General features: G+C 37.6%; 19 protein-coding genes. 5 read left to right on the top strand and 14 right to left on the bottom strand.

The window, feature by feature from the left end; genetic code table 11:
• Nucleotides 1–6 precede the first annotated feature (6 nt).
• Nucleotides 7–537: an inorganic diphosphatase gene (ppa, locus tag KHS79_RS10680; RefSeq protein ID WP_027709997.1), complete on the bottom strand. Its 531-nt coding sequence runs from the start codon at nt 535–537 to the stop codon at nt 7–9.
• A 283-nt stretch (nt 538–820) separates the two neighbouring features.
• Entirely contained in the window at nt 821–1279 is a 459-nt protein-coding gene (locus KHS79_RS10675; protein WP_212718791.1) for an Hsp20 family protein, read from the bottom strand.
• 248 nt (nt 1280–1527) lie between these two features.
• On the opposite strand from KHS79_RS10675, the gene KHS79_RS10670 reads away from it, so the two are divergent.
• Nucleotides 1528–2346, top strand: coding sequence for a substrate-binding periplasmic protein (locus KHS79_RS10670; RefSeq protein ID WP_212718790.1), 819 nt, complete (start codon nt 1528–1530; stop codon nt 2344–2346).
• Here the strand turns inward: KHS79_RS10670 and KHS79_RS10665 are convergent.
• Complete coding sequence (locus tag KHS79_RS10665) at nt 2343–3200, bottom strand: ABC transporter substrate-binding protein (RefSeq protein WP_212718789.1); 858 nt, start codon at nt 3198–3200, stop codon at nt 2343–2345. The genes KHS79_RS10670 and KHS79_RS10665 overlap by 4 nt on opposite strands.
• 369 nt (nt 3201–3569) lie before the next feature.
• On the opposite strand from KHS79_RS10665, the gene KHS79_RS10660 reads away from it, so the two are divergent.
• Both KHS79_RS10660 and KHS79_RS10655 read left to right on the top strand, forming a co-directional pair.
• The gene (locus KHS79_RS10660) at nt 3570–4523 is read left to right on the top strand and encodes an ABC transporter substrate-binding protein (protein WP_212718788.1); all 954 of its coding nucleotides are present in this window, start codon (nt 3570–3572) and stop codon (nt 4521–4523) included.
• Nucleotides 4513–5463, top strand: a complete 951-nt coding sequence (locus tag KHS79_RS10655; RefSeq protein WP_212718786.1) for an ABC transporter substrate-binding protein — start codon at nt 4513–4515, stop codon at nt 5461–5463. Before KHS79_RS10660 ends, KHS79_RS10655 begins: the two co-directional genes overlap by 11 nt.
• Before the next feature lie 11 nt (nt 5464–5474).
• On the opposite strand, the gene KHS79_RS10650 is transcribed toward KHS79_RS10655, so the two are convergent.
• Genes KHS79_RS10650 through ovoA form a run of 3 tightly spaced genes read right to left on the bottom strand, consistent with a single transcriptional unit; the run spans nt 5475 to nt 9481 of the window.
• Complete coding sequence (locus KHS79_RS10650; RefSeq protein ID WP_212718782.1) at nt 5475–6548, bottom strand: aromatic ring-hydroxylating oxygenase subunit alpha; 1074 nt, start codon at nt 6546–6548, stop codon at nt 5475–5477.
• 48 nt (nt 6549–6596) lie between these two features.
• On the bottom strand, nt 6597–7346 hold the full coding sequence (locus KHS79_RS10645) for a substrate-binding periplasmic protein (RefSeq protein ID WP_212718778.1): 750 nt from the start codon (nt 7344–7346) through the stop codon (nt 6597–6599).
• Entirely contained in the window at nt 7328–9481 is a 2154-nt protein-coding gene (gene ovoA / locus KHS79_RS10640; RefSeq protein ID WP_212718775.1) for a 5-histidylcysteine sulfoxide synthase, read from the bottom strand. Before ovoA ends, KHS79_RS10645 begins: the two co-directional genes overlap by 19 nt.
• A 443-nt stretch (nt 9482–9924) precedes the next feature.
• On the opposite strand from ovoA, the gene KHS79_RS10635 reads away from it, so the two are divergent.
• Nucleotides 9925–12252 (top strand): methyl-accepting chemotaxis protein, encoded by a 2328-nt coding sequence (locus KHS79_RS10635; RefSeq protein WP_212718774.1) that lies wholly within the window; start codon nt 9925–9927, stop codon nt 12250–12252.
• Nucleotides 12253–12391: 139 nt separating this feature from the next.
• Here the strand turns inward: KHS79_RS10635 and KHS79_RS10630 are convergent, their stop codons facing one another.
• Nucleotides 12392–12910 (bottom strand): P-loop NTPase family protein, encoded by a 519-nt coding sequence (locus tag KHS79_RS10630; RefSeq protein WP_212718772.1) that lies wholly within the window; start codon nt 12908–12910, stop codon nt 12392–12394.
• A gap of 364 nt (nt 12911–13274) precedes the next feature.
• Here KHS79_RS10630 and KHS79_RS10625 point away from each other — a divergent pair, with 364 nt between their 5' ends.
• Entirely contained in the window at nt 13275–13667 is a 393-nt protein-coding gene (locus KHS79_RS10625; RefSeq protein WP_212718768.1) for a hypothetical protein, read from the top strand.
• A 67-nt stretch (nt 13668–13734) separates the two neighbouring features.
• Here KHS79_RS10625 and upp read toward each other — a convergent pair whose 3' ends face one another.
• Genes upp through KHS79_RS10590 form a run of 7 tightly spaced genes read right to left on the bottom strand, consistent with a single transcriptional unit; the run spans nt 13735 to nt 18513 of the window.
• The gene (upp, locus tag KHS79_RS10620) at nt 13735–14415 is read right to left on the bottom strand and encodes a uracil phosphoribosyltransferase (RefSeq protein ID WP_212718765.1); all 681 of its coding nucleotides are present in this window, start codon (nt 14413–14415) and stop codon (nt 13735–13737) included.
• Between the two features lie 19 nt (nt 14416–14434).
• Nucleotides 14435–15637 carry a questin oxidase family protein gene (locus tag KHS79_RS10615; RefSeq protein WP_212718764.1) on the bottom strand — a complete coding sequence of 401 codons (1203 nt, stop codon included), beginning with the start codon at nt 15635–15637 and terminating at the stop codon, nt 14435–14437.
• Nucleotides 15630–16082: a DMT family transporter gene (locus KHS79_RS10610; protein ID WP_094786050.1), complete on the bottom strand. Its 453-nt coding sequence runs from the start codon at nt 16080–16082 to the stop codon at nt 15630–15632. Before KHS79_RS10610 ends, KHS79_RS10615 begins: the two co-directional genes overlap by 8 nt.
• A gap of 6 nt (nt 16083–16088) precedes the next feature.
• Nucleotides 16089–16559, bottom strand: a complete 471-nt coding sequence (locus tag KHS79_RS10605) for a DMT family transporter (RefSeq protein ID WP_094786051.1) — start codon at nt 16557–16559, stop codon at nt 16089–16091.
• On the bottom strand, nt 16556–17254 hold the full coding sequence (locus KHS79_RS10600; protein WP_212718763.1) for an HAD family hydrolase: 699 nt from the start codon (nt 17252–17254) through the stop codon (nt 16556–16558). The genes KHS79_RS10605 and KHS79_RS10600 overlap by 4 nt, the downstream gene beginning before the upstream one ends.
• A gap of 59 nt (nt 17255–17313) precedes the next feature.
• Nucleotides 17314–18267, bottom strand: a complete 954-nt coding sequence (locus KHS79_RS10595) for a pseudouridine-5'-phosphate glycosidase (RefSeq protein ID WP_212718761.1) — start codon at nt 18265–18267, stop codon at nt 17314–17316.
• 21 nt (nt 18268–18288) lie between these two features.
• The gene (locus KHS79_RS10590) at nt 18289–18513 is read right to left on the bottom strand and encodes a tautomerase family protein (RefSeq protein ID WP_027708906.1); all 225 of its coding nucleotides are present in this window, start codon (nt 18511–18513) and stop codon (nt 18289–18291) included.

Raw genomic sequence — 18513 nt, 5'->3', positions numbered from 1 at the left:
GTATGATTATTTTTGGTAAGCTGCAATTGACTCAACAATAGCTTTTTTCGCTGCTTCGCTACCTTCCCAGTTATCAATTTTAACCCACTTGCCTTCTTCCAAGTCTTTATAATTTTCAAAGAAGTGCTCGATTTGCTTTATCAGCAATGCAGGGAGGTCGGTGTATTCTTTAACATGTTGATAGAGAGTGGTCAGTTTGTCGTGAGGCACGGCAATCAGCTTAGCATCTTCACCACTTTCGTCTTTCATGTTGAGCACGCCTACAGGACGGCAACGGATAACAGAGCCAATAGCCACAGGGTAAGGAGTGACGACTAATACATCCAACGGATCACCATCATCAGCCAAGGTTTGTGGAATGTAACCGTAGTTGGCAGGATAAAACATAGGGGTGGCCATAAAACGGTCGACAAACACCTGGTTACTGTCTTTGTCGATTTCATACTTCACTGGCGCGCTGCTGTTAGCGGGGATCTCTATGGCAACGTTAATGTCATTTGGAGTGTCTTTGCCAGGAGGAATAGTATCGTAACTCATATGTTGTTTCCTAAATGAGACAGTAATTAACAATCGTAAGGCGGTGAGTACTCATGCTATTGTGCTGAGACTTAAGCCGCAAATTGCGGTAAAACCTGGGCGCAGATTATAGAGGGTCAAGTTCGTAAGTGCCAATCTTTGGATCAGAGATACGTGGAATTGGACTTTGAAAAGAGCACCAGTGGAAGTATGGAAGGATATACAGTGTGTTTGAGTGGCATTATGTAAGAGGATACGACTGTTTGCAGGAGGTTTATAAAGCCTCCTGCGATAAGCTGATTAATTAGTTATTTTGCTCAATGAGGTTGCTATCCATATTGTTTGCACCAATAGGAATTTGCTTTGGCTTCATGGCTTCAGGAATCTCGCGGACCAGCTCGACATGTAATAGGCCGTTTTCTAATGACGCGTTGACCACCTGAATATGGTCTGCAAGCTGGAAACGTCGCTCAAAACTACGTGCTGCAATACCTTGATGAAGAAAATGGCGTTGCTCTTTTTCTTCGGCTTTTTTACCTGTAATAAGTAGTGTGTTTTGCTCACTCACAATAGACAGTTCTTGTAAGGTAAAACCTGCTACCGCCATGGTGATGCGGTAATGATCTTCATCAAGCAGCTCAATATTATACGGGGGATAGCTTGGTTGTCCTTGCTCAACACGAGTCGCTGAGTCTAATAAGTTAAAAATATGGTCAAAACCAATTGCTGAACGATATAAAGGTGAAAAGTCAAATTTACGCACGGAACATATCCTTTTATTTAAGCAATATGATATACCCTAAACTTTGGAGCAAGACTCCATATAGGGCGTTTGGCTTATCGTGTGATCAAGCCTGAAAAGCTTCCCTGGCTGAATTTTGTCGCCACTGGAAGCTCACATAATTCTCTAAGAGCAATTACGCTAATCTTAATATGGGGTGGGCTTATTCTGTTTCAAGTGCACAACGAAAAAAATGAGTATTTATTTTAGATAGGTTGTTACTAGCGACTATGAATATCCTGGAATTATGGTGGGTAAGATTTTTCAGGTTGATTACCCTAAGTGTGCTACTCAACACCAGTGTGTTTATGCAGGCTAGTGCTGGAGAAAAAGGCAGACCACTAACGATAGGTACCTTAGAGTATCCTCCATATCACTATATGAGTACGGAAGGGAATGTTAATGGAATAACGATTAGCCTGGTAAACCATGTTTTTATTACTATGCAGCAGCCCGTTACTATCAGGATAATGCCTTGGTCACGTATTTTAAAGTCATTAAAGAATGGATCTTTAGATGGTGCTTTTCAGGTGCTATATAAAGAAGAACGTACAGCTTATTTAGACTACTCACAAGAAGTGCTTATGCAGGAAGTGGTGGCATTATTTATTAAGCAGGGTCAAAAGATAAACTATAGTGGAGACTTATCTTCACTCGCAAATTATCGATTAGGGGTTCGGCAGGATTTTAGTTATGGCCCAGTATTTGATGGTCTTGTTGCTGAAGGTGTGTTAACCAGATTAACCAGTAAAACTAAACCTCGTGATTTAATACTTTTACTAGAGCGTGGTGGCATTGACGTTTTAGTGGGGGATTTATTTAGTATTCCTTACCAGCACAGAAAAATTTCTGTGGAATTTACTTTGGATTCTATTGAACGCATACAACCTGATGTACAAGTAACTCCTAGCTTTATGGTATTTTCCAAGGCGAGAAAGTTAACAAAGGTTCGTGATCAATTTGATAGGATACTTCTAGAAATGAAAAAAGAGGGCCGCTACCAAGCTTACATCGACAAATGGGATGCACAAAAAATGGAAAATAATTAAGCCTGAGGGCAGGCCGTTAAAAGCCACTTTTTCCAGGTGGTTTCGTATTTATCAATCCACTGTTGGGCGGCTTGTTTATAGGTTAACTTCTTGTTGTCTGACCACTCCGTTAACTCTTCAATCATTGTATTGTTAAAGTTTAGCTGCTGAAGTACTCTGAAGGCACATTCATTTATTTTTGGCAGGCCAACCCAGGCAGCTTTTTTTAGCCATGCTTGTGTAGGGTTATCACAGTCATGAGTATGGTAGGGATTTATACCCCACTTAGGGTTTATTTTGCATTCTGGCGAATATTCAGGAAATGTGACGAATTCTCCATCGTAGTACTTCGTTACCCAGTTTGGGGTCCAATTAAAAAAAATAATTGGTCGCTTTTGCGCATAAAAGCGCTTAAGTATACGCCATAACTCATCACTGTGATATACCTTTAAGATATTAAAGTTAAGTTTAAGAGCCCTTATTCTTGAGGCATCATTTCCCCAGGGGCCACGAATAAAAGTTCCCTTTTCAGAAAAGTTATCAACTGAAAAAATAGTTGAACATCTTCTTAAGGCTTGCCAGTCGGGTAAACCAGGGCAAAAAGACTTTACATAGGATGGGTACCACCAGCCTTCTCTAGTGATAGCGTCATGGTTACCGGCATCAATTATCATATTTTGCTCAAGAAGTTTATTAAAACCATGTTCCATGCTGCCTTGCCAGACTTCTACTTGAACGTGCGTATTTCCTCTAGCCAAGTGATACCACTGCATATCTGAAGGTACTTCGATAAATGTATAAGATATAGATTTTTTATTAAGGAGTTTAGAGTAAATGTTAGAAATGATAAGTTGACTACTCCATTCATTCAACATAATCGATACTGGTATTTTTTTTGCGTAAGCAGAGTTCACTACTATAAAAGAGAGAAAAATGGAAGTAACACAAGCTAAACTAGATTTAAGAGTGGTCATAGCTGCAAGATAAAAATATAAAGTTAGTATTTTATTTAAAAGTAAATATCCATAACTAAAGATAAACTTACATGCTACTAATATAGGAAGGTATATGGGTTGCCGTAAAGTAACCAAATAAAGGCTCAGATAAAGTTGATGATTAACTAAATTAGTACTCAATTATAAGAGTGCTTGTTCACAAAGTATGAGAATAGATATTGATTATACCTTGAATTATAACAAAGTAGGTATCGGGCAGTTTTTTAAAAATTAACAAAAGTATTATCGATGAGTATTAAAAAGTCATTGTACTGTTTAATCATTATCACCTCTAGCCTATTGGCAGGGGAGGATAAAAATAAAATAGGACCTGTTAAGGTAATACTCAATGACTGGACAAGTCAACTAGTACAGTCATTCATTGCAGGTAAGTTGCTTTCATTATCCGGGTATAAAGTTGAGTTCATAAGGCTACCCACAGTTGCGCAATGGTATAAGATAAGTCGAGGACTTGCACATGTCCAGATGGAAGTATGGCAAGGAACGATGGAGAAGCATTATCTTCATTTATTACAACATAATAAGATAATTGATGCAGGTAATCACAAGGCAAAAACGCGAGAGGACTGGTGGTATCCTGATTATGTTGAGGCATTGTGCCCAGGGCTTCCTGATTGGAGAGCGCTTAAAAAATGTAGTCATATTTTTGCAAAAAATACGGATAGTTTACGTGGTATTTATCTTGGAGGACCTTGGGAAAAACCTGATGCAGCAAGAATAAGGGCTTTAGAATTGAACTTTGATATTATCAGAGCAAAGCATGGTGATGAGTTAAGTGTGAAGCTTAAGCAAGCTTATGAAGAGAAAAGTCCTATTTTATTGTTTAACTGGACCCCAAACTGGGTAGAAGTGATCTATGAAGGTAAGTTTATAGAGTTTCCTGAATACCACCCAGACTGTGAGAATGATCCGCTTTGGGGGGTTAATATGTACTTTACGTATGACTGTGGTAATCCAAAAAATGGCTGGTTAAAAAAAATTGTATGGAAGGGTTTAGATGCGTATCCTTGCGCTCTACATATTATTAACAATATTTCATTTGGTAACGCTGAGATAGCGTCATTTAGCTATTGGGTTGATATTGAAGGCATGTCTTATGAGGCTGCTGCCGATAAATGGCTAGATGAAAATCAGCAAGTATGGAAAAGATGGATGGGGGGAGTATGCCAAAATGAAAAATAAAATTATTAGTTTTACATTATTATATATTCTTCTAGTAAATGGTATAACGCCTTTATATGCAAGTAGATACCCAATAAAAATAATAACCAATGATTGGACGACACAAATTGTATTATCCATAATTACTGGAGAACTACTCGAAAATCGAGGGTATCAAATTGAGTATATTAATATGCCAACAAGTGCTCAATGGTATAAAATTGGCAGTGGAACTGTGCATGTGCAAATGGAAGTATGGCAAGGGACCATGGAGGAAGAATATTTATATTTGATGGAAAGCCATAGTATTCTTGACTTGGGTAATCATCCAGCTACAACGCGTGAAGACTGGTGGTATCCTGAATATGTAGAAAAGTATTGTCCTGGTCTTCCCAATTGGCAGGCTTTAAAAAAATGTGCTCATGTATTTGCCAAAGGTAATGATGAGCAAAGAGGGCTTTATTTAGGGGGACCTTGGGAAAAACCAGATTCAGATAGAATCATAGCTTTGGGTTTAAACTTTAATCTCGTTAGAGTCAGCCATGGAGATGAATTATGGGTTGAGTTAGAGAATGCATATCAAAGTGAAAAACCTATAGTATTATTTAACTGGACGCCAAACTGGGTAGAGTTAAAATATAAAGGGAAATTTATTGAATTCCCTGAGTATGATGCAAAATGCGAAATAGACCCAAGCTGGGGAGTAAATCCATATTCAACATATGATTGCGGAAACCCAAAACAGGGTTGGCTAAAAAAAATTGCTTGGATTGGACTCAAGCAAGACTATCCCTGTGCTGTTCAATTAATTGAGCGTATTGAGTTGAATGGCTCGCAGTTTTCAACATTATCATACTGGGTTGATGTTGAAAAATTATCTCACCAACAGGCCGCAGAACGTTGGCTTAAGGAAAATGAACCAGTTTGGCGAGAGTGGTTGAGATTTTCTTGTAAAGATTAAATTAGCATATATTAATAGACCTTTAGCTTATGTCTTGTATGATTGGATATTTGCTCATCAAGTTTATTTGGTATACAGTCTGTTCTTTGTTCAGTATCTCCAAACTCAGAGAGTAAATCACCAAAGCGCTTTCTTATCAATATGGAAGGTCGGTCTGACTCCATATGACGTTGCTCAAGTAAATTTAATGGAACATCAGGTAGTACATTCTCTAAAATACTCTGATCTTCATAGCTAATTGTCATGCCAAGTTGAATAACATCTGAAGTTTTAACATCTTCTTCGGTATCATTACGTATAACTAAATTAATCCACTGCAAGCTAGAGTTTGTCATAGGTGTAAATGATATCAGAGTTATATTTTTTAGGTTGTTGGGTAAGCTAAGCGTAATTTTTACCAGAAAAGGCATGTACCAATGAAATTCTCGTTTAAGAAGCATTTCTTCATTTTTAATATTCCAAGCCTTATACTGCAAATCGTTACTATAATTATATATGTCTGACTTGAAGAACATACCATAGCATGTATTTTCTATTTTTGTTGGTGGAATAGGTACAGGGTTAACTTTATCGCCTAGATATTGGTGTATAAAATGGTGGTGTGCATTATCAAAAATATTTTCTAATGCGACGAGTGAGCTACAATGCCAAGTACGATTATCTAAATGGATAATCCTATACTCATCTGACTCGAATTCTGGTATTTCTGGTATAGGCATAATGGGTTCTTCAAGTGCTACCCAAACGTAGTCATATCGTGATTGACATTTATATGATTTTATACAGTAGTTTGATGGGATAGGTCTTTCGGGATGTTGAGGTATCTTAATACAATTTCCTGTATTATCAAAAGCCCATCCATGATACGGACAGTGTATTGCTCCATTAATAACCTTGCCTTTAGTTAACTTGGCCCAGCGATGACAGCAACGATTTTCTGCAGCAGCAGGTTGATTATTTTGGTCTAACCAAAGCACGATAGATTGATTTAATAGCGTAAACTCGACTGGACCATCTGTTAGCTTGTTAACAGGGCAGACAGGATAGAAAAAATGCCTAAGTGCTGACTGAGATGCAACGAGCATATATACCTCCTTAATTTGTACTTAGACTCGGATTTCCATGATTTTTTACTAAAGTAAATGAATGTTGTAAGCGCTCCAAAAATTTCTTAATTTGCGTAATACTCCTTTATTTTTTAATTGATTAATTTCAGTATTGACAATGTTAAGTAAGGCATTATTTTCTCGTGAAACAGCAAAACCTACTTTTTCGTGACATGGCTGTATATCAATTATCTCAAACTCTGCATACTTGCGGGCGATATATCCATTGCAAGGCTCTCCACGAGCAAAAGCATCAATTTCATGATTACGGAGAGCATTTAAAACATCGTCGGTACGCTGATAAAGAATGACGTGTAAATTTTCTGGGGCATACTCTTGTAAGTAAGCTTCCCCCATTGTATTTTTAACAGCACCAACTTTTTTATTTTTCAAATCTTGTAAAGTATGAAAACAGTGTGGATCACTTGTACGAACAAGTAAGGACTGACCAAACTCAAAAATTGGGTGTGAAAAGGCTGCTCCCTCTGCAGCACGTTCAGGAAGTATTGTAAGAACAGCTGATGCTATATCACAATCTCCCTGTTTGGGTCTTAACCAAATATGGTCAAAAGGAAAAGTAATGAACTGTATTGCAAGCCTCATATGTTCGGCGATGAACTTAAGAATATCTACCTCAAAGCCTTTCCAGTTTCCTTCATAATCCTGGTATGCCATTGGTTTAATTTGTTCAATTGTTCCTACTGTAAGCACATTAGGTGTTATTAAGTTCAATGATGAATTTATTGAGTGCATGGTGCTTAATCCTTTTTCTGCCATACAGTCAGCTCAGCTAACGTATGCTGATACTTACGCTTAGTTTCTCGAATTACAAATGGAATATCGATAGGTTGTTGCAGTAGAGTAAACTCAGGTTCTAAATGATCGTGTAAGCCGTCAAGTGTGGTATAAGATTCTCCAGTATTCGCTTTGAAACCACCTAACCAAAATTCTCGTTTCGTGAATTCAGAAAGCCATGTATAAGGTGATGTAATCACTAACAGGCCCCCCGGGCGAACTCGATCTTTAATCAATCTTAAGAATTTTGCAGGTTCATATAACCTATCGAGTAAGTTTCCAGCCAAAATGAGATCGTAGTCAGTAAATTTAGCTGCAAGATTACAAGCATCTCCCTGTAAAAAGGTAACTCTATTTTTTACTTCGTCATAGCCAAAATTATCGAAGCGTACTTCTTTGTAGGTAACAAGTTCTCCTTCTTCTTGAATAGTGTATCGTTGAAAGCCTTGTTTTTGTAAATTGGTGGGGGTTTGTATAATTCGCGCAGAAAAATCAACAGCATCTACATGCTCAAAAACTTTGGCTAATTCAAAACTAGCTCGACCTGCAGCACAGCCAATGTCTAAAGCTCTACGTTTAGGTAGACCTTCCACAAGCTTACAACAGTATTGGGCACAGGTCATAGGGAAGTTCGGCTCATTGAAATAGGTTTCACCATAATGAAATTCAATATATTGAGATACCATCGCATCAGTTTCGTAAATATTTAAACAGGGCTCAGGCAGGGGGGGAGCTTCTACATATCGAAAGCCTGCATGCTGGAAAAAATGACGTCGAAAAGCATAGCGTGAGTCTTTGATTGCATAATTGCTAGTTGATATCCAGCAACCGCCTTTAAAGAGAAAATGCTTCCCATCAAAGGTTGGGGTTGAAAAGTCATCATAAGCAGGATGAACACTGAAACCCTCATAACAATCAATGGGGGTTTCAGTCCACTGCCAGACATTACCAATTATGTCATAGAAACCATTAGCGAAAGCATGGCGATTTACTGGACAAGCTGACATTTCATATTCTAAATTAATGTTGCCAGGTGCTTGATTCCAGTAAGGTTGATCTGTATCTACTTGTTTTCGTAGGGTATACCATTCAGCCTCTGTAGGTAAGCGTATATTTTTTTCTAAAACAGATGATTTCCAGTTACAGAATGCTTTTGCTTCATAGTGATTCACGTCAACTGGCCAATCCCAAGGCATGTCGATCACTTCCAACATTGTTCGGTACTTAAACTTATCGCCCACTTTTAGCCAGTATCTGGGGATTTTGTGCTCTCGAGACTGAACCCACTGCCAACCTTCTTTATCCCAATACTCTTTCCGGTTGTATCCATTTACAGTTACAAAATCCAAAAATTCTTTGTTTGAAACAAGATATTTACTGGCCTTAAAATTATCGACGTAAGTATGAAATGCTCCATACTCGTTATCCCATCCATAAAGTGGATTGTCTTTTGATTTACCTAAAGTGATTGGCCCACCAATCACGGGTAATAACTCGTTGCTAGGAGGAGAATTACTGGTGAGGCAGATATTACTCCATATAGGGTGAGGTGTAATACACTGGATAGGTAACTCTCTAATAAGTACGGATGTTGTTTCTAAATGGATACGTTCATGTTCGATACCCATTAAGATAATCCACATTGGGCTTTGCCAATCTATTGGTAAAGTAAAATCAGTTGTACGAATAAACTGGTCGACTAGTTTGCGTGTCTTTTTCCGGTAATCACGAACTTCATCTGTTGTTGGCCAGTCATAATGTTCATCGTGAAGGTCATCCCAAGACATTTCATCAACACCAATAGCCAACATCGATTCTAACTTGGGATCAATGCGAGTTGAAATTAACCCTGCAACATTGAGCTTGTTGATGAAAAATACAGCCGTATGACCAAAGTAGAATATTAACGGATGACGTAACGGATTGGGTCTGGTGTAAAATGCATTCTCGTTATTTAAACATTCAAAAATACTTTCATAAAGTGAGAAGCTGTTGTGGAAATAATCAAGAATTTCTTTTCGTTTTTCTGAATAGTCTGTGCCACTCAATATGATTGTTTTTGTTACAAGAAAGTCATCCTTTAATGTATTATTTTCTTGTGTGAGTGTTGAGAGCATAGTCTAGTCCCTTAGAATATGGTTTAGAATTGGCTATAAGTATATTCGAATGCTTTATATCTAAAAATAATTCTTCTAAGTTGGAGTCTATCTGTAAGTGTTGCTGAACAGAAAAACTAAATTTAGATAAGAAACAAAGTGACAATTAGGGAATGATATATGGAATGCAGTGCAAGCTAGGAGAAATATTTCATTGGTAGTAATAATGATAGAAAAGATCAGTAATGCGCATATAATGTAGTTATCATATTTAAAATTTGCAATGACAGCTACAGTTATTTTAAAAGTACTAGCTGGCCTATTAGGGTAAGCGCTATAGATAGTGTGTATATAAATATAAGTGATTCGTGAGAAGTATATGGTTGTAAGTAGTGCCCATATAGTTAATTTATAAAGAATACTAAGACTATAAAAGTAGTTTTAACTGGAGTTGATGACCAATAATGAAAAGTATTCGTACTAAACTAACGTTTATATTGCTTAGTGTAGCACTTATTCCGCTCATAGTACTTGCTTTAGTGCTTGGTTCAGAAAGTTACAAAACTGCACGAAAGACGATGGAAGCTCAAGCACGAGAACAATTGATATCAATTAGAACAATTAAAAAGCAGCAAATTGAAGATTACTTTAATACCATACGTAACCAAGTTTTAAGCTTTTCAAATGATCGTATGATCATTAATGCAATGAATGATTTTAATAGTGCATTTAAGGCTTACAGAAGTGAAGCGGGTATCACAGATGTAAGTACGCTAAAAGATTCCTTAAGCCAGTATTATACGAGAGATTATAATAACGAATACGGCAATAGAAATAATGGAAAAAAAGCAAATGCCAACCAATTATTGAGCGGGTTAGATGAAGATTCAATTGCGCTTCAGCATGCATTTATTCAATCAAATTCAAATCCTTTAGGTGAAAAAGATAAACTAGTTACTTTGGAGAATAATACAACCTATGCAAAAGTTCACGAAAAATTTCATCCTCACATAAGAGACTTCTTACAGCGCTTTGAATACTATGACATATTTTTAGTTGATTATGATACTGGGGATATTGTTTATTCAGTATTCAAAGAGTTGGATTACTCAACATCAATAAAAACAGGACCTTATGCAAACTCAGGGATTGGAGAGGCTTTTAAACAAGTCGTTAATGCATCGCAGAAAACAGTATATTTAACTGATTTTTCGAGTTATACACCTTCTTATGAAGATCCTGCATCGTTTATCGCTACACCTATATTTGATGGAAGCCAGCGTATAGGGGTTTTGATATTTCAGATGCCAATTGATCGAATTAATACAATTATGACATATAACCAAAAATGGGTAGAAGCTGGGTTGGGTAAATCAGGTGAGACTTACCTTGTAGGACCTGATTATACTATGCGTAGTTTAAGCCGGTTTTTATTAGAAGATCAATCAGGCTATGAGGCAGCGTTGTTATCAGTTGGTATAAAAGAGTCGATTATTAATACTATTTTATCGAAGAAGACAACAATTGGTTTACAGCCGGTGAAAACAAAGGGGACGCATGCAGCTATAGCAGGTGAAACAGCATTTCAGATTTTTCCAGACTATCGGAATGTAAATGTCCTCTCTGCGTATGCTCCACTCAAAATAGAAGGGTTAAACTGGGCCATTATGAGTGAAATTGATGAGTCAGAAGCCTTTGCACCAGCCGACGAGTTGCGTTCATTTATCTTGCAGGTCAGTATTGCCAGTATGCTGGTATTTGCCGTATTAGCTTATTTATTCAGCCTGTTTGTATCGAAGTTTTTTACGAAACCAATTACAAAGCTTGAAGAATCAATATTGACTATTCAACAGAATTCCGACCTTAGTAAAAGCATAGAGCTTGAGGTAAAGGATGAGGTAGGAAGAATAGCCAATGCTGTTAATGGCATGTTAGGGAAATTCAACCACACAGTGAGGCATATAATAGAAACTGTTGTAGAGTTAAAAGCTTCAGCAAAACAGATGGCACAGCTAAGTGCGAGTACAGCAGAAGGTGTAATGTTACAACAAACAGAATCTCAACAGGTTGCAACAGCATCTACAGAAATGAATGCAACGGCTCAGTCAGTGGCTCAAAATGCAAGTTCTGCTGCTGAATCTACAGAGCGCGCTAATTTGCTTTGTAGTGACGGTATTGAGGTTGCCCATGCAACATCTCAATCATCCGAAACACTTGTTGCAGAAGTTGCGGAAACTGAATCTACCATGAATAAGGTAGCTACTGATAGTGAAAAGGTTGGTGCAGTATTAGACGTTATTCGTAGTATTGCTGAGCAAACCAATCTTCTGGCCCTAAACGCTGCAATTGAAGCTGCTCGGGCTGGTGAGCAAGGAAGAGGCTTTGCAGTGGTTGCTGATGAGGTAAGAACACTCGCTCAACGCACACAGGATGCAACGCTTGAAATCCAGCAAATGATTCAAAGTTTACAGTCTGGATCGCAGGAAGCTGTTTCATTAATGAAACGTTCTGCTGAAAGAGCAGGAGGAAATAAAGATCAAGTTATTCGTTTAAATGATGCACTATCACAAATTAGTGAGGCAGTTTCAGAAATAAATGAAATGAATACGCATATTGCAGCAGCAGCGGAACAACAGCAAATAGCATCAGATAGTATAAATAGCAGTATCGTTAAGGTAAGTGATATTTCGAAAAACACTGCTGCTGAAGCAAATAAAAATCTGGAAACAGGGAAAAATGTTGAAAGTTTAGCCGATAAATTAGAAATGCTGGTAAAAGAATTTAAAGTATAGCTATTTCGTGTACGCAGATCTCAATCTCCTTCAGAGTAAGCCTTATCTATGTGTATAACATTGATTCGAGAAGGGGCAACATGAGCCTCTTTAAGACCCTAAGTATTAATATATGAGAATATGACCGCGGAGGCATCAGTTAGTTAAGACCTAACTTTGTATGAAGGTTTCTTAGCATACGAAGATTTTTAATATGTAGTATTTCTGTGTTATGCACGTGTTTACTTATGAGTGCAAGTATATCCTTACGTGTATTGCGATGAATATCGGTAACTATTCTTAGGATAAAGGCTGTTTTGGAGAAAAGTTTGTTGTTGGGTGCCCAGCCAGCAGGCTCTTTATACAACGATTGAACTTGCCTCTTAAATACTCTGTAGAATAAGAAAGATAGTGAAAAATCGAGAAAAATAATGGTATCTGCTGCAATAAAGCGTGACTCTATGGTGCAGTCATAGCCAATCCCTTCAATAATCCACTGGCTACTTGATATGAGTAAGTCGTGTCTTTGGATGAACTCAATTTCAGATACAGCTTGCCAATTTGAATTCCAGATAAGTTGATCCAAATGAAATACGGGCAGGTCCAATTTGGAGCTTAGTAAAACAGCTAAAGTAGACTTTCCTGATCCTCCATTTCCAATAATGACAACTTTTTTCATAGCTTGTTGCTCCTTGAAGGGTATATATAACCTACTTAATTGGTATTATTTGGTACCAGTATGTATCAATAATGAAAATAGATGCAAGATTTTATAAATATTCTGTCAATAGATAAGACAAATATGTGATGGAATATAGCTTTGTTGTGCAGAGGTTTTACATATTTTGATATTTAAATGAGTACCAGATAGTAATGTAGAAAAGTTGGTTTTTTGTCACAGCTTTTGTTGTGATTACGCTTTTTGTTTGTATTTGATAAAGTGATTAATTTAATGCAAGATTGATTTTTCTTTGAACTAGTTTAGTTGGCCAGGCTTTTTGCAAAAGTGATAACAAAAGCATAAATAAAATCAAGGATTGAAAATGTTAAAAAGAATACTATTAACTTTATCTGTAAATCTACTGACTGTTGTAACTGCAAACGCATCAAGCACTGCTGATGATAATGCTGTTGATAAAACCTGTCAGGGAAACTGGAAGTTGTTTTGTAGTACATTGAGTACCTGTAATTATACTTCTAGCAACCAGAAAGGATATGTGTGGGACAACTGTATAGTAAATTTTGGTCAAAATTTATCAATAGGATGCTCTAGTCCCGGTTATAGAGCTGTTACTATAGGGCGTGCAGGTATAGATCTTTATGTAGAGTGGTATTTTGGAGATACAGAATTAGGTCGTTGCCCAACAACAGCTATTTTTCATAGGCCGGGTCAAAAGCCGATGGTATATTCTGTACGAATTGAAGCGCAGCAATAAGCTACATCCCAGGCCTTAAAAATATAAGGCCTGGGGTTTTATAAATATATTATTTCTATTCAAAAGCTTAGTTTACGGTTCCAAAGTAACGATCTCCAAAGTCACCAATACCAGGTATCATAAAGGCATTTTCATTTAATTCTTCTTCTATAGATGAAGTGACAATTTTAATTTTTGGATATTTACTGCAGACAGCATGAATACCTTCTGGAACAGTAATAAAGTTTACAAAAATAATTTTATCTTCTTGTACGCCTTTATCTAATAGGAGTTGAATAGCTGCTTTTGCGCTTCCACCTGTAGCAAGCATTGGCTCAAGCATGAGAATATGACGTTCATGAATATCTTCAGGCAAGTTTGAGTAATAATAATGTGGTAGTTTAGTTACTTTATCTCGTTGGATGAGTATTTTGCCAATACGAATAGCAGGGCAAACAGCACGTAATTCAGGCTCCATACTTTCACCGGCTCTTATAATGGGAACACCACATAACTTTGACGCAAACTGCAAACCATTATAAGTATTGCCAACAGGTGTTTCCACTTCAAGTGGCTCAAAAGGTAACAAATTGAGTCCAGCCTCAATCAACAAGCGAATAATTCTGCTTGAGTAAAACACGAAGTCTTCTCGTGAAACTTGACGATTTCTAATTATTGTATGTAATGCACGCAATTGATTGTTCTGAGGCAGTACATGCACATTTTGTTTTAAATATTTATCTATGTCATATGTTGTAGAGTTTGACATTATAAATTCCTGACGACTTTTATTCTGTAGGAGGCGTTTCAAAAGATGGAGGGAGCTCAGGTGTTGTTGTAAACTGACCTGCAGCTGCTCGGTAAATAGATAGTCCTTTACTTCTTTCCCACATTAGTTGCAGAACATAGACAAGTTTAGGGTTATGTTCCTCTTCCTCTTCTACGGAGCGAGCTATCGTTTGTTCCCAGACATGTTTCCATGCTTCATTATCAATATCATCTTTAGCCTTGTTAAATGTATTATGCAGGGATTCAAGTTTTGCGTGTTTAGGAAAGTCTGCACGGGAAAATAGAATGCATAGTAAGCCAACCCAATAGCACTTAATAACATCCTTAGTTTGTTCTGTAGGTAAATGCTGTGCAATTTTTTCCATTGCATGGAGTGAGGTGATAAGATGTAATAATACAAAATCACCAGGCTTTGCTAAGTATAAAAGTGAAACCGTATAATACAGTTGATCCCATACAGATGAAGTATCATTGCTTTTCAGCCAGGCAGGAAGCTCATAGATTAATGGGTGGCCCACTTTAAGCAGTTTTGCAATTCGATATTGTAAACCAGACCTAATAAGCTCTGGATGAATACCTTCAGCTTTATCTGACTCAGTGTTTGAAACAAGGGTTTCAACCCAATCAGACAGTTCTGTAGAGTGATTATTCCAGTAGGCTGTAATTCTTTGTAAAGAGTCAAATGGTGCTTCGTTTGTATATTGCTCTCGAGTAATGGCGGCTCGTTGAGGGTTACAAGAGACATAGGCGTATGCCATATAGGCTAACCCTTCAACTGCCATCCAGTGGCTTTTTATATCGAGAGCCCATCCTAAGTGAATTGTTGCGTGAGTGAATGCTCCTGCCCACCCAGATAGCAGTGTAGGCATATACTTTTCAAGTACAATATCTAAGCCTAGCTTTTTTACCTGTAAATCAAAAAAATCACAGTAAGCAGAAAAGCTGGTGCGTTGTCCTAAGAAATCCTTCCAGTTCTCTTCTGATATCACGTATTTTGAAGCTCTGGCGGGCTCAAGGCCAAAGCCATAGGTTGTCAATTTGGCATAATTTTCGTAATAATCTTTTATTTTCTGAGCAGGAATATTCATACCTGCCAGTGCTACAACAGCATGTTTTACATGATTAGTGAGATGGCCATTAAACTCAATATGGTATTGTTTATCATTTAAAAGTTCGTTGATAATTGACTTATCGTCAGTCATTGATTACTTCCTTATTTTTTGATGTGTTCGGTAGTCTGGACAAATAAATTCCTAATAACACAACAATGACACCCAAACAACGTAATAAGCTAGGTACTGAGTCTGTATTTTGCCAGTCGATGAAAACAGCAGAAATCATTTGACCACTGATAACCAGAATGGCTGCATTCATTGCCCCTAATCTGGGAAAAACGTAGCTGCTGACAGCCACAAACAGTGCGCCAAAGAACCCTCCCAGATAGGCTGAAAAGGGAATATCTGCAGGGTTATCTACTTGCCACTGCCCCATAACGATCAAAATTAATGTCAGAAATATAAAGCCAATAATATGATTCCAGAGAGAGGCTTTAAATGGACCAATTTTGGCACTTAGTTGACCATTAATTGCTCGGCTAGAGCCAATTAGCATCCCATTTAATAGGGCTAAAAATATAAAAAGAATCAATCTCTTTTACCTCCCGAAAATAATCATTGCGCTGCCAGTAAGGACACATGTCACTACAAGGAAATCCTTTAAAATAATACGGCGTTTTAACACGAGGAAAAGGCCAAAATGGTCTGAAAGCATACCAAAGATAACTTGACCTACAAGCATTAGGGCAATGGCTTCAGATAATGAAAGACTACCATTAATTGCAATAGCCGCTAAAACAACTGTAAAGGCACCTGGAATGCCTCCTAAGTAAAACCAAACGGGTAACTTCGAAGGAGGGGGGCTTTTGTTTTCTTTTTGTCTGGAGCGTAATGCCATCATGGTCAAAAAAACAAGCGCAAGTGCGACAATGGCTCCCATCCCATGGGCTACCCATGATGCAATATAAGGTGTCGTATGTTTCGCTAAGAGGCTGTTATACTCAATCATGAGTGCAAGTAGCACGCCTCCGGCAATGGCCAACAACCAATCTTTTAAACGATCAATCACAGTATTACAGCCTCGATTTTTTTTAGTTGAAAAGCCTCAGCAATGATATTGACTACATCTGTAAATGTGTCAGCAGTCCATGTTGGATTAGCTGATCTAAGTACTGGTAAGCTATGAATGCCATAGGTAACAGCAATAGATCGCATACCTGCAGCATTAGCCATTTTTAGATCGTGAGTTGTGTCGCCTATCATAATGGCATTTTCTACTGATGCATTGTTTAGCTTTCTCAATGTTAAATATCCTGCTTCTGGATCTGGTTTGGGGTTATTCACTTGATCAGCTCCAACCAATACAGAAAAGTAATCACGTAACCCTGCTGCTTTCAATAATGCATCAGCGCTTGCATAAAATTTACTTGTGGCAATAGCAAGAGGGAGCTCTTGCTTACTCAGTGTAGCTAGTCCATCTTCAACACCAGGAAATATAAGCGTTTTGGCTTTGGGTAAAATAATTTCTTTAAAAAGTAGTTGATACTGATTTATGCACTGTATAACAAGCTCATTGTCCGCAGGCAAATTTAGTAAGCGACTAAAAGCTTTCTCTAAAGGTAAGCCGATTGTTGCTCTGATATCCTCAGCTTTTTGAGCAGCTAGGCCCATAGTTAAAAATGTTTGAGTAAAAGTTTCAATAATGGCACGGGGAGTGTCAATTAGAGTTCCATCTAAATCAAAGATAACTGAATTTTTGTTCATAGTATTTTATCTTAATATTATCACTGTTTATATGTGTTAAACCCATTGTGAAGGATATATCATATTGTTGGTGGCACTTCTTCTCGACGAAACTGAGCATGAGCAGCAGCAAGTCGACCAGCAACTTCTGCTGTATTAATAAGTACGGCCATGTTAGCTCTTGCAGACTTTCCTGCGGTAACCCTATCTACTGCATGCATAATATATTTTGTTATTGAATTACCACTAATACCGTCTTTTTCTGCGTTAAAGATGGCTTGATCAATAGCGCCATTAACTTCCTGGCTATCAATGGCATTTTCTTTTTTGGTTGGACTGGTTATGAGTATTGAGCTGTGATTACCTAAAGCCCAATGCAACTCAATGGCCTGAGCAATATCTACCTCTTCATCTAGTCGATGAGGACTTCTAATTCCACTGGTTCGACAATAGAATGCAGGGAAATCATCAAATTGATAAGATATTATGGGTACACAATGAGTTTCTAAAAATTCCATTGTTAAGTTAAGATCTAAAATATTTTTGGCTCCAGCACAAACCACAGCAACTTTAGAACGGGTGAACTGTATTAAATCGGAAGAAATATCCATTGTTTTTTCAGCACCACGATGTACACCTCCTATCCCAGCTGAAGCAAAAAAAGGTATTCCAGCAATTTCAGCAGCAACTAATGAAGATGCAACTGTAGTAGCCCCCATTCCTTTTTGAGCCAAAATAACTGGAAGGTCTCTACTACTGACTTTGGGGATTTTTCCGGTTGCAGCAAAACGCTCCATATTAGTATCGGTCATCCCAATCAAGATGCGGCCATCTTCAATACCAATCGTTGCAGGTATTGATCCTCCGGCTCTTACAGCTGCTTCAACTTTTTTGGCTGTGGTTATATTATCTGGATAAGCTAATCCATGAGTTATTACATTTGATTCTAATGCTACAACTGGTTTTTGAGTATCAAGCGCATCAGCTACTTCATCACAATAAACCAAAGTGATGCCTTTATAATTTTTAATCACAGTCATTCCTAATTTGAACAATTAATAGCTAGGTTTTTTGCAAAGCAAATTCTTCTTTTGTTCAATTTCGGGGATATACACCTGTTCATTCCAAACATCTTGTGAAGTAGGTTCAAGTGCAATTGAAATAACGCCCTCATCACAATCGAATGTTTTTTGTAGTGTTCTTGTGATTTCTGTAACAAGTTCATCTTTTTGGGCTTGGCTAAGCGTTACTGGAAAGTACTTAATATTCACATGTGGCAT

This window comes from Zooshikella ganghwensis (assembly GCF_018263875.1).
Taxonomy (GTDB): domain Bacteria; phylum Pseudomonadota; class Gammaproteobacteria; order Pseudomonadales; family Zooshikellaceae; genus Zooshikella; species Zooshikella ganghwensis.
The sequence above is the reverse complement of the archived record's forward strand: the minus strand, read 5'-3'. Positions and strand labels throughout refer to the sequence as shown.

Coding starts and splice junctions, on each gene's coding strand:
- ppa (WP_027709997.1), bottom strand. CDS start 537: ATGAGTTACGATACTATTCCTCCTGGCAAAGACACTCCAAATGACATT.
- KHS79_RS10670 (WP_212718790.1), top strand. CDS start 1,528: ATGAATATCCTGGAATTATGGTGGGTAAGATTTTTCAGGTTGATTACC.
- KHS79_RS10665 (WP_212718789.1), bottom strand. CDS start 3,200: ATGTTGAATGAATGGAGTAGTCAACTTATCATTTCTAACATTTACTCT.
- KHS79_RS10660 (WP_212718788.1), top strand. CDS start 3,570: ATGAGTATTAAAAAGTCATTGTACTGTTTAATCATTATCACCTCTAGC.
- KHS79_RS10655 (WP_212718786.1), top strand. CDS start 4,513: ATGAAAAATAAAATTATTAGTTTTACATTATTATATATTCTTCTAGTA.
- KHS79_RS10650 (WP_212718782.1), bottom strand. CDS start 6,548: ATGCTCGTTGCATCTCAGTCAGCACTTAGGCATTTTTTCTATCCTGTC.
- KHS79_RS10645 (WP_212718778.1), bottom strand. CDS start 7,346: ATGGCAGAAAAAGGATTAAGCACCATGCACTCAATAAATTCATCATTG.
- ovoA (WP_212718775.1), bottom strand. CDS start 9,481: ATGCTCTCAACACTCACACAAGAAAATAATACATTAAAGGATGACTTT.
- KHS79_RS10635 (WP_212718774.1), top strand. CDS start 9,925: ATGAAAAGTATTCGTACTAAACTAACGTTTATATTGCTTAGTGTAGCA.
- KHS79_RS10630 (WP_212718772.1), bottom strand. CDS start 12,910: ATGAAAAAAGTTGTCATTATTGGAAATGGAGGATCAGGAAAGTCTACT.
- KHS79_RS10625 (WP_212718768.1), top strand. CDS start 13,275: ATGTTAAAAAGAATACTATTAACTTTATCTGTAAATCTACTGACTGTT.
- upp (WP_212718765.1), bottom strand. CDS start 14,415: ATGTCAAACTCTACAACATATGACATAGATAAATATTTAAAACAAAAT.
- KHS79_RS10615 (WP_212718764.1), bottom strand. CDS start 15,637: ATGACTGACGATAAGTCAATTATCAACGAACTTTTAAATGATAAACAA.
- KHS79_RS10600 (WP_212718763.1), bottom strand. CDS start 17,254: ATGAACAAAAATTCAGTTATCTTTGATTTAGATGGAACTCTAATTGAC.
- KHS79_RS10590 (WP_027708906.1), bottom strand. CDS start 18,513: ATGCCACATGTGAATATTAAGTACTTTCCAGTAACGCTTAGCCAAGCC.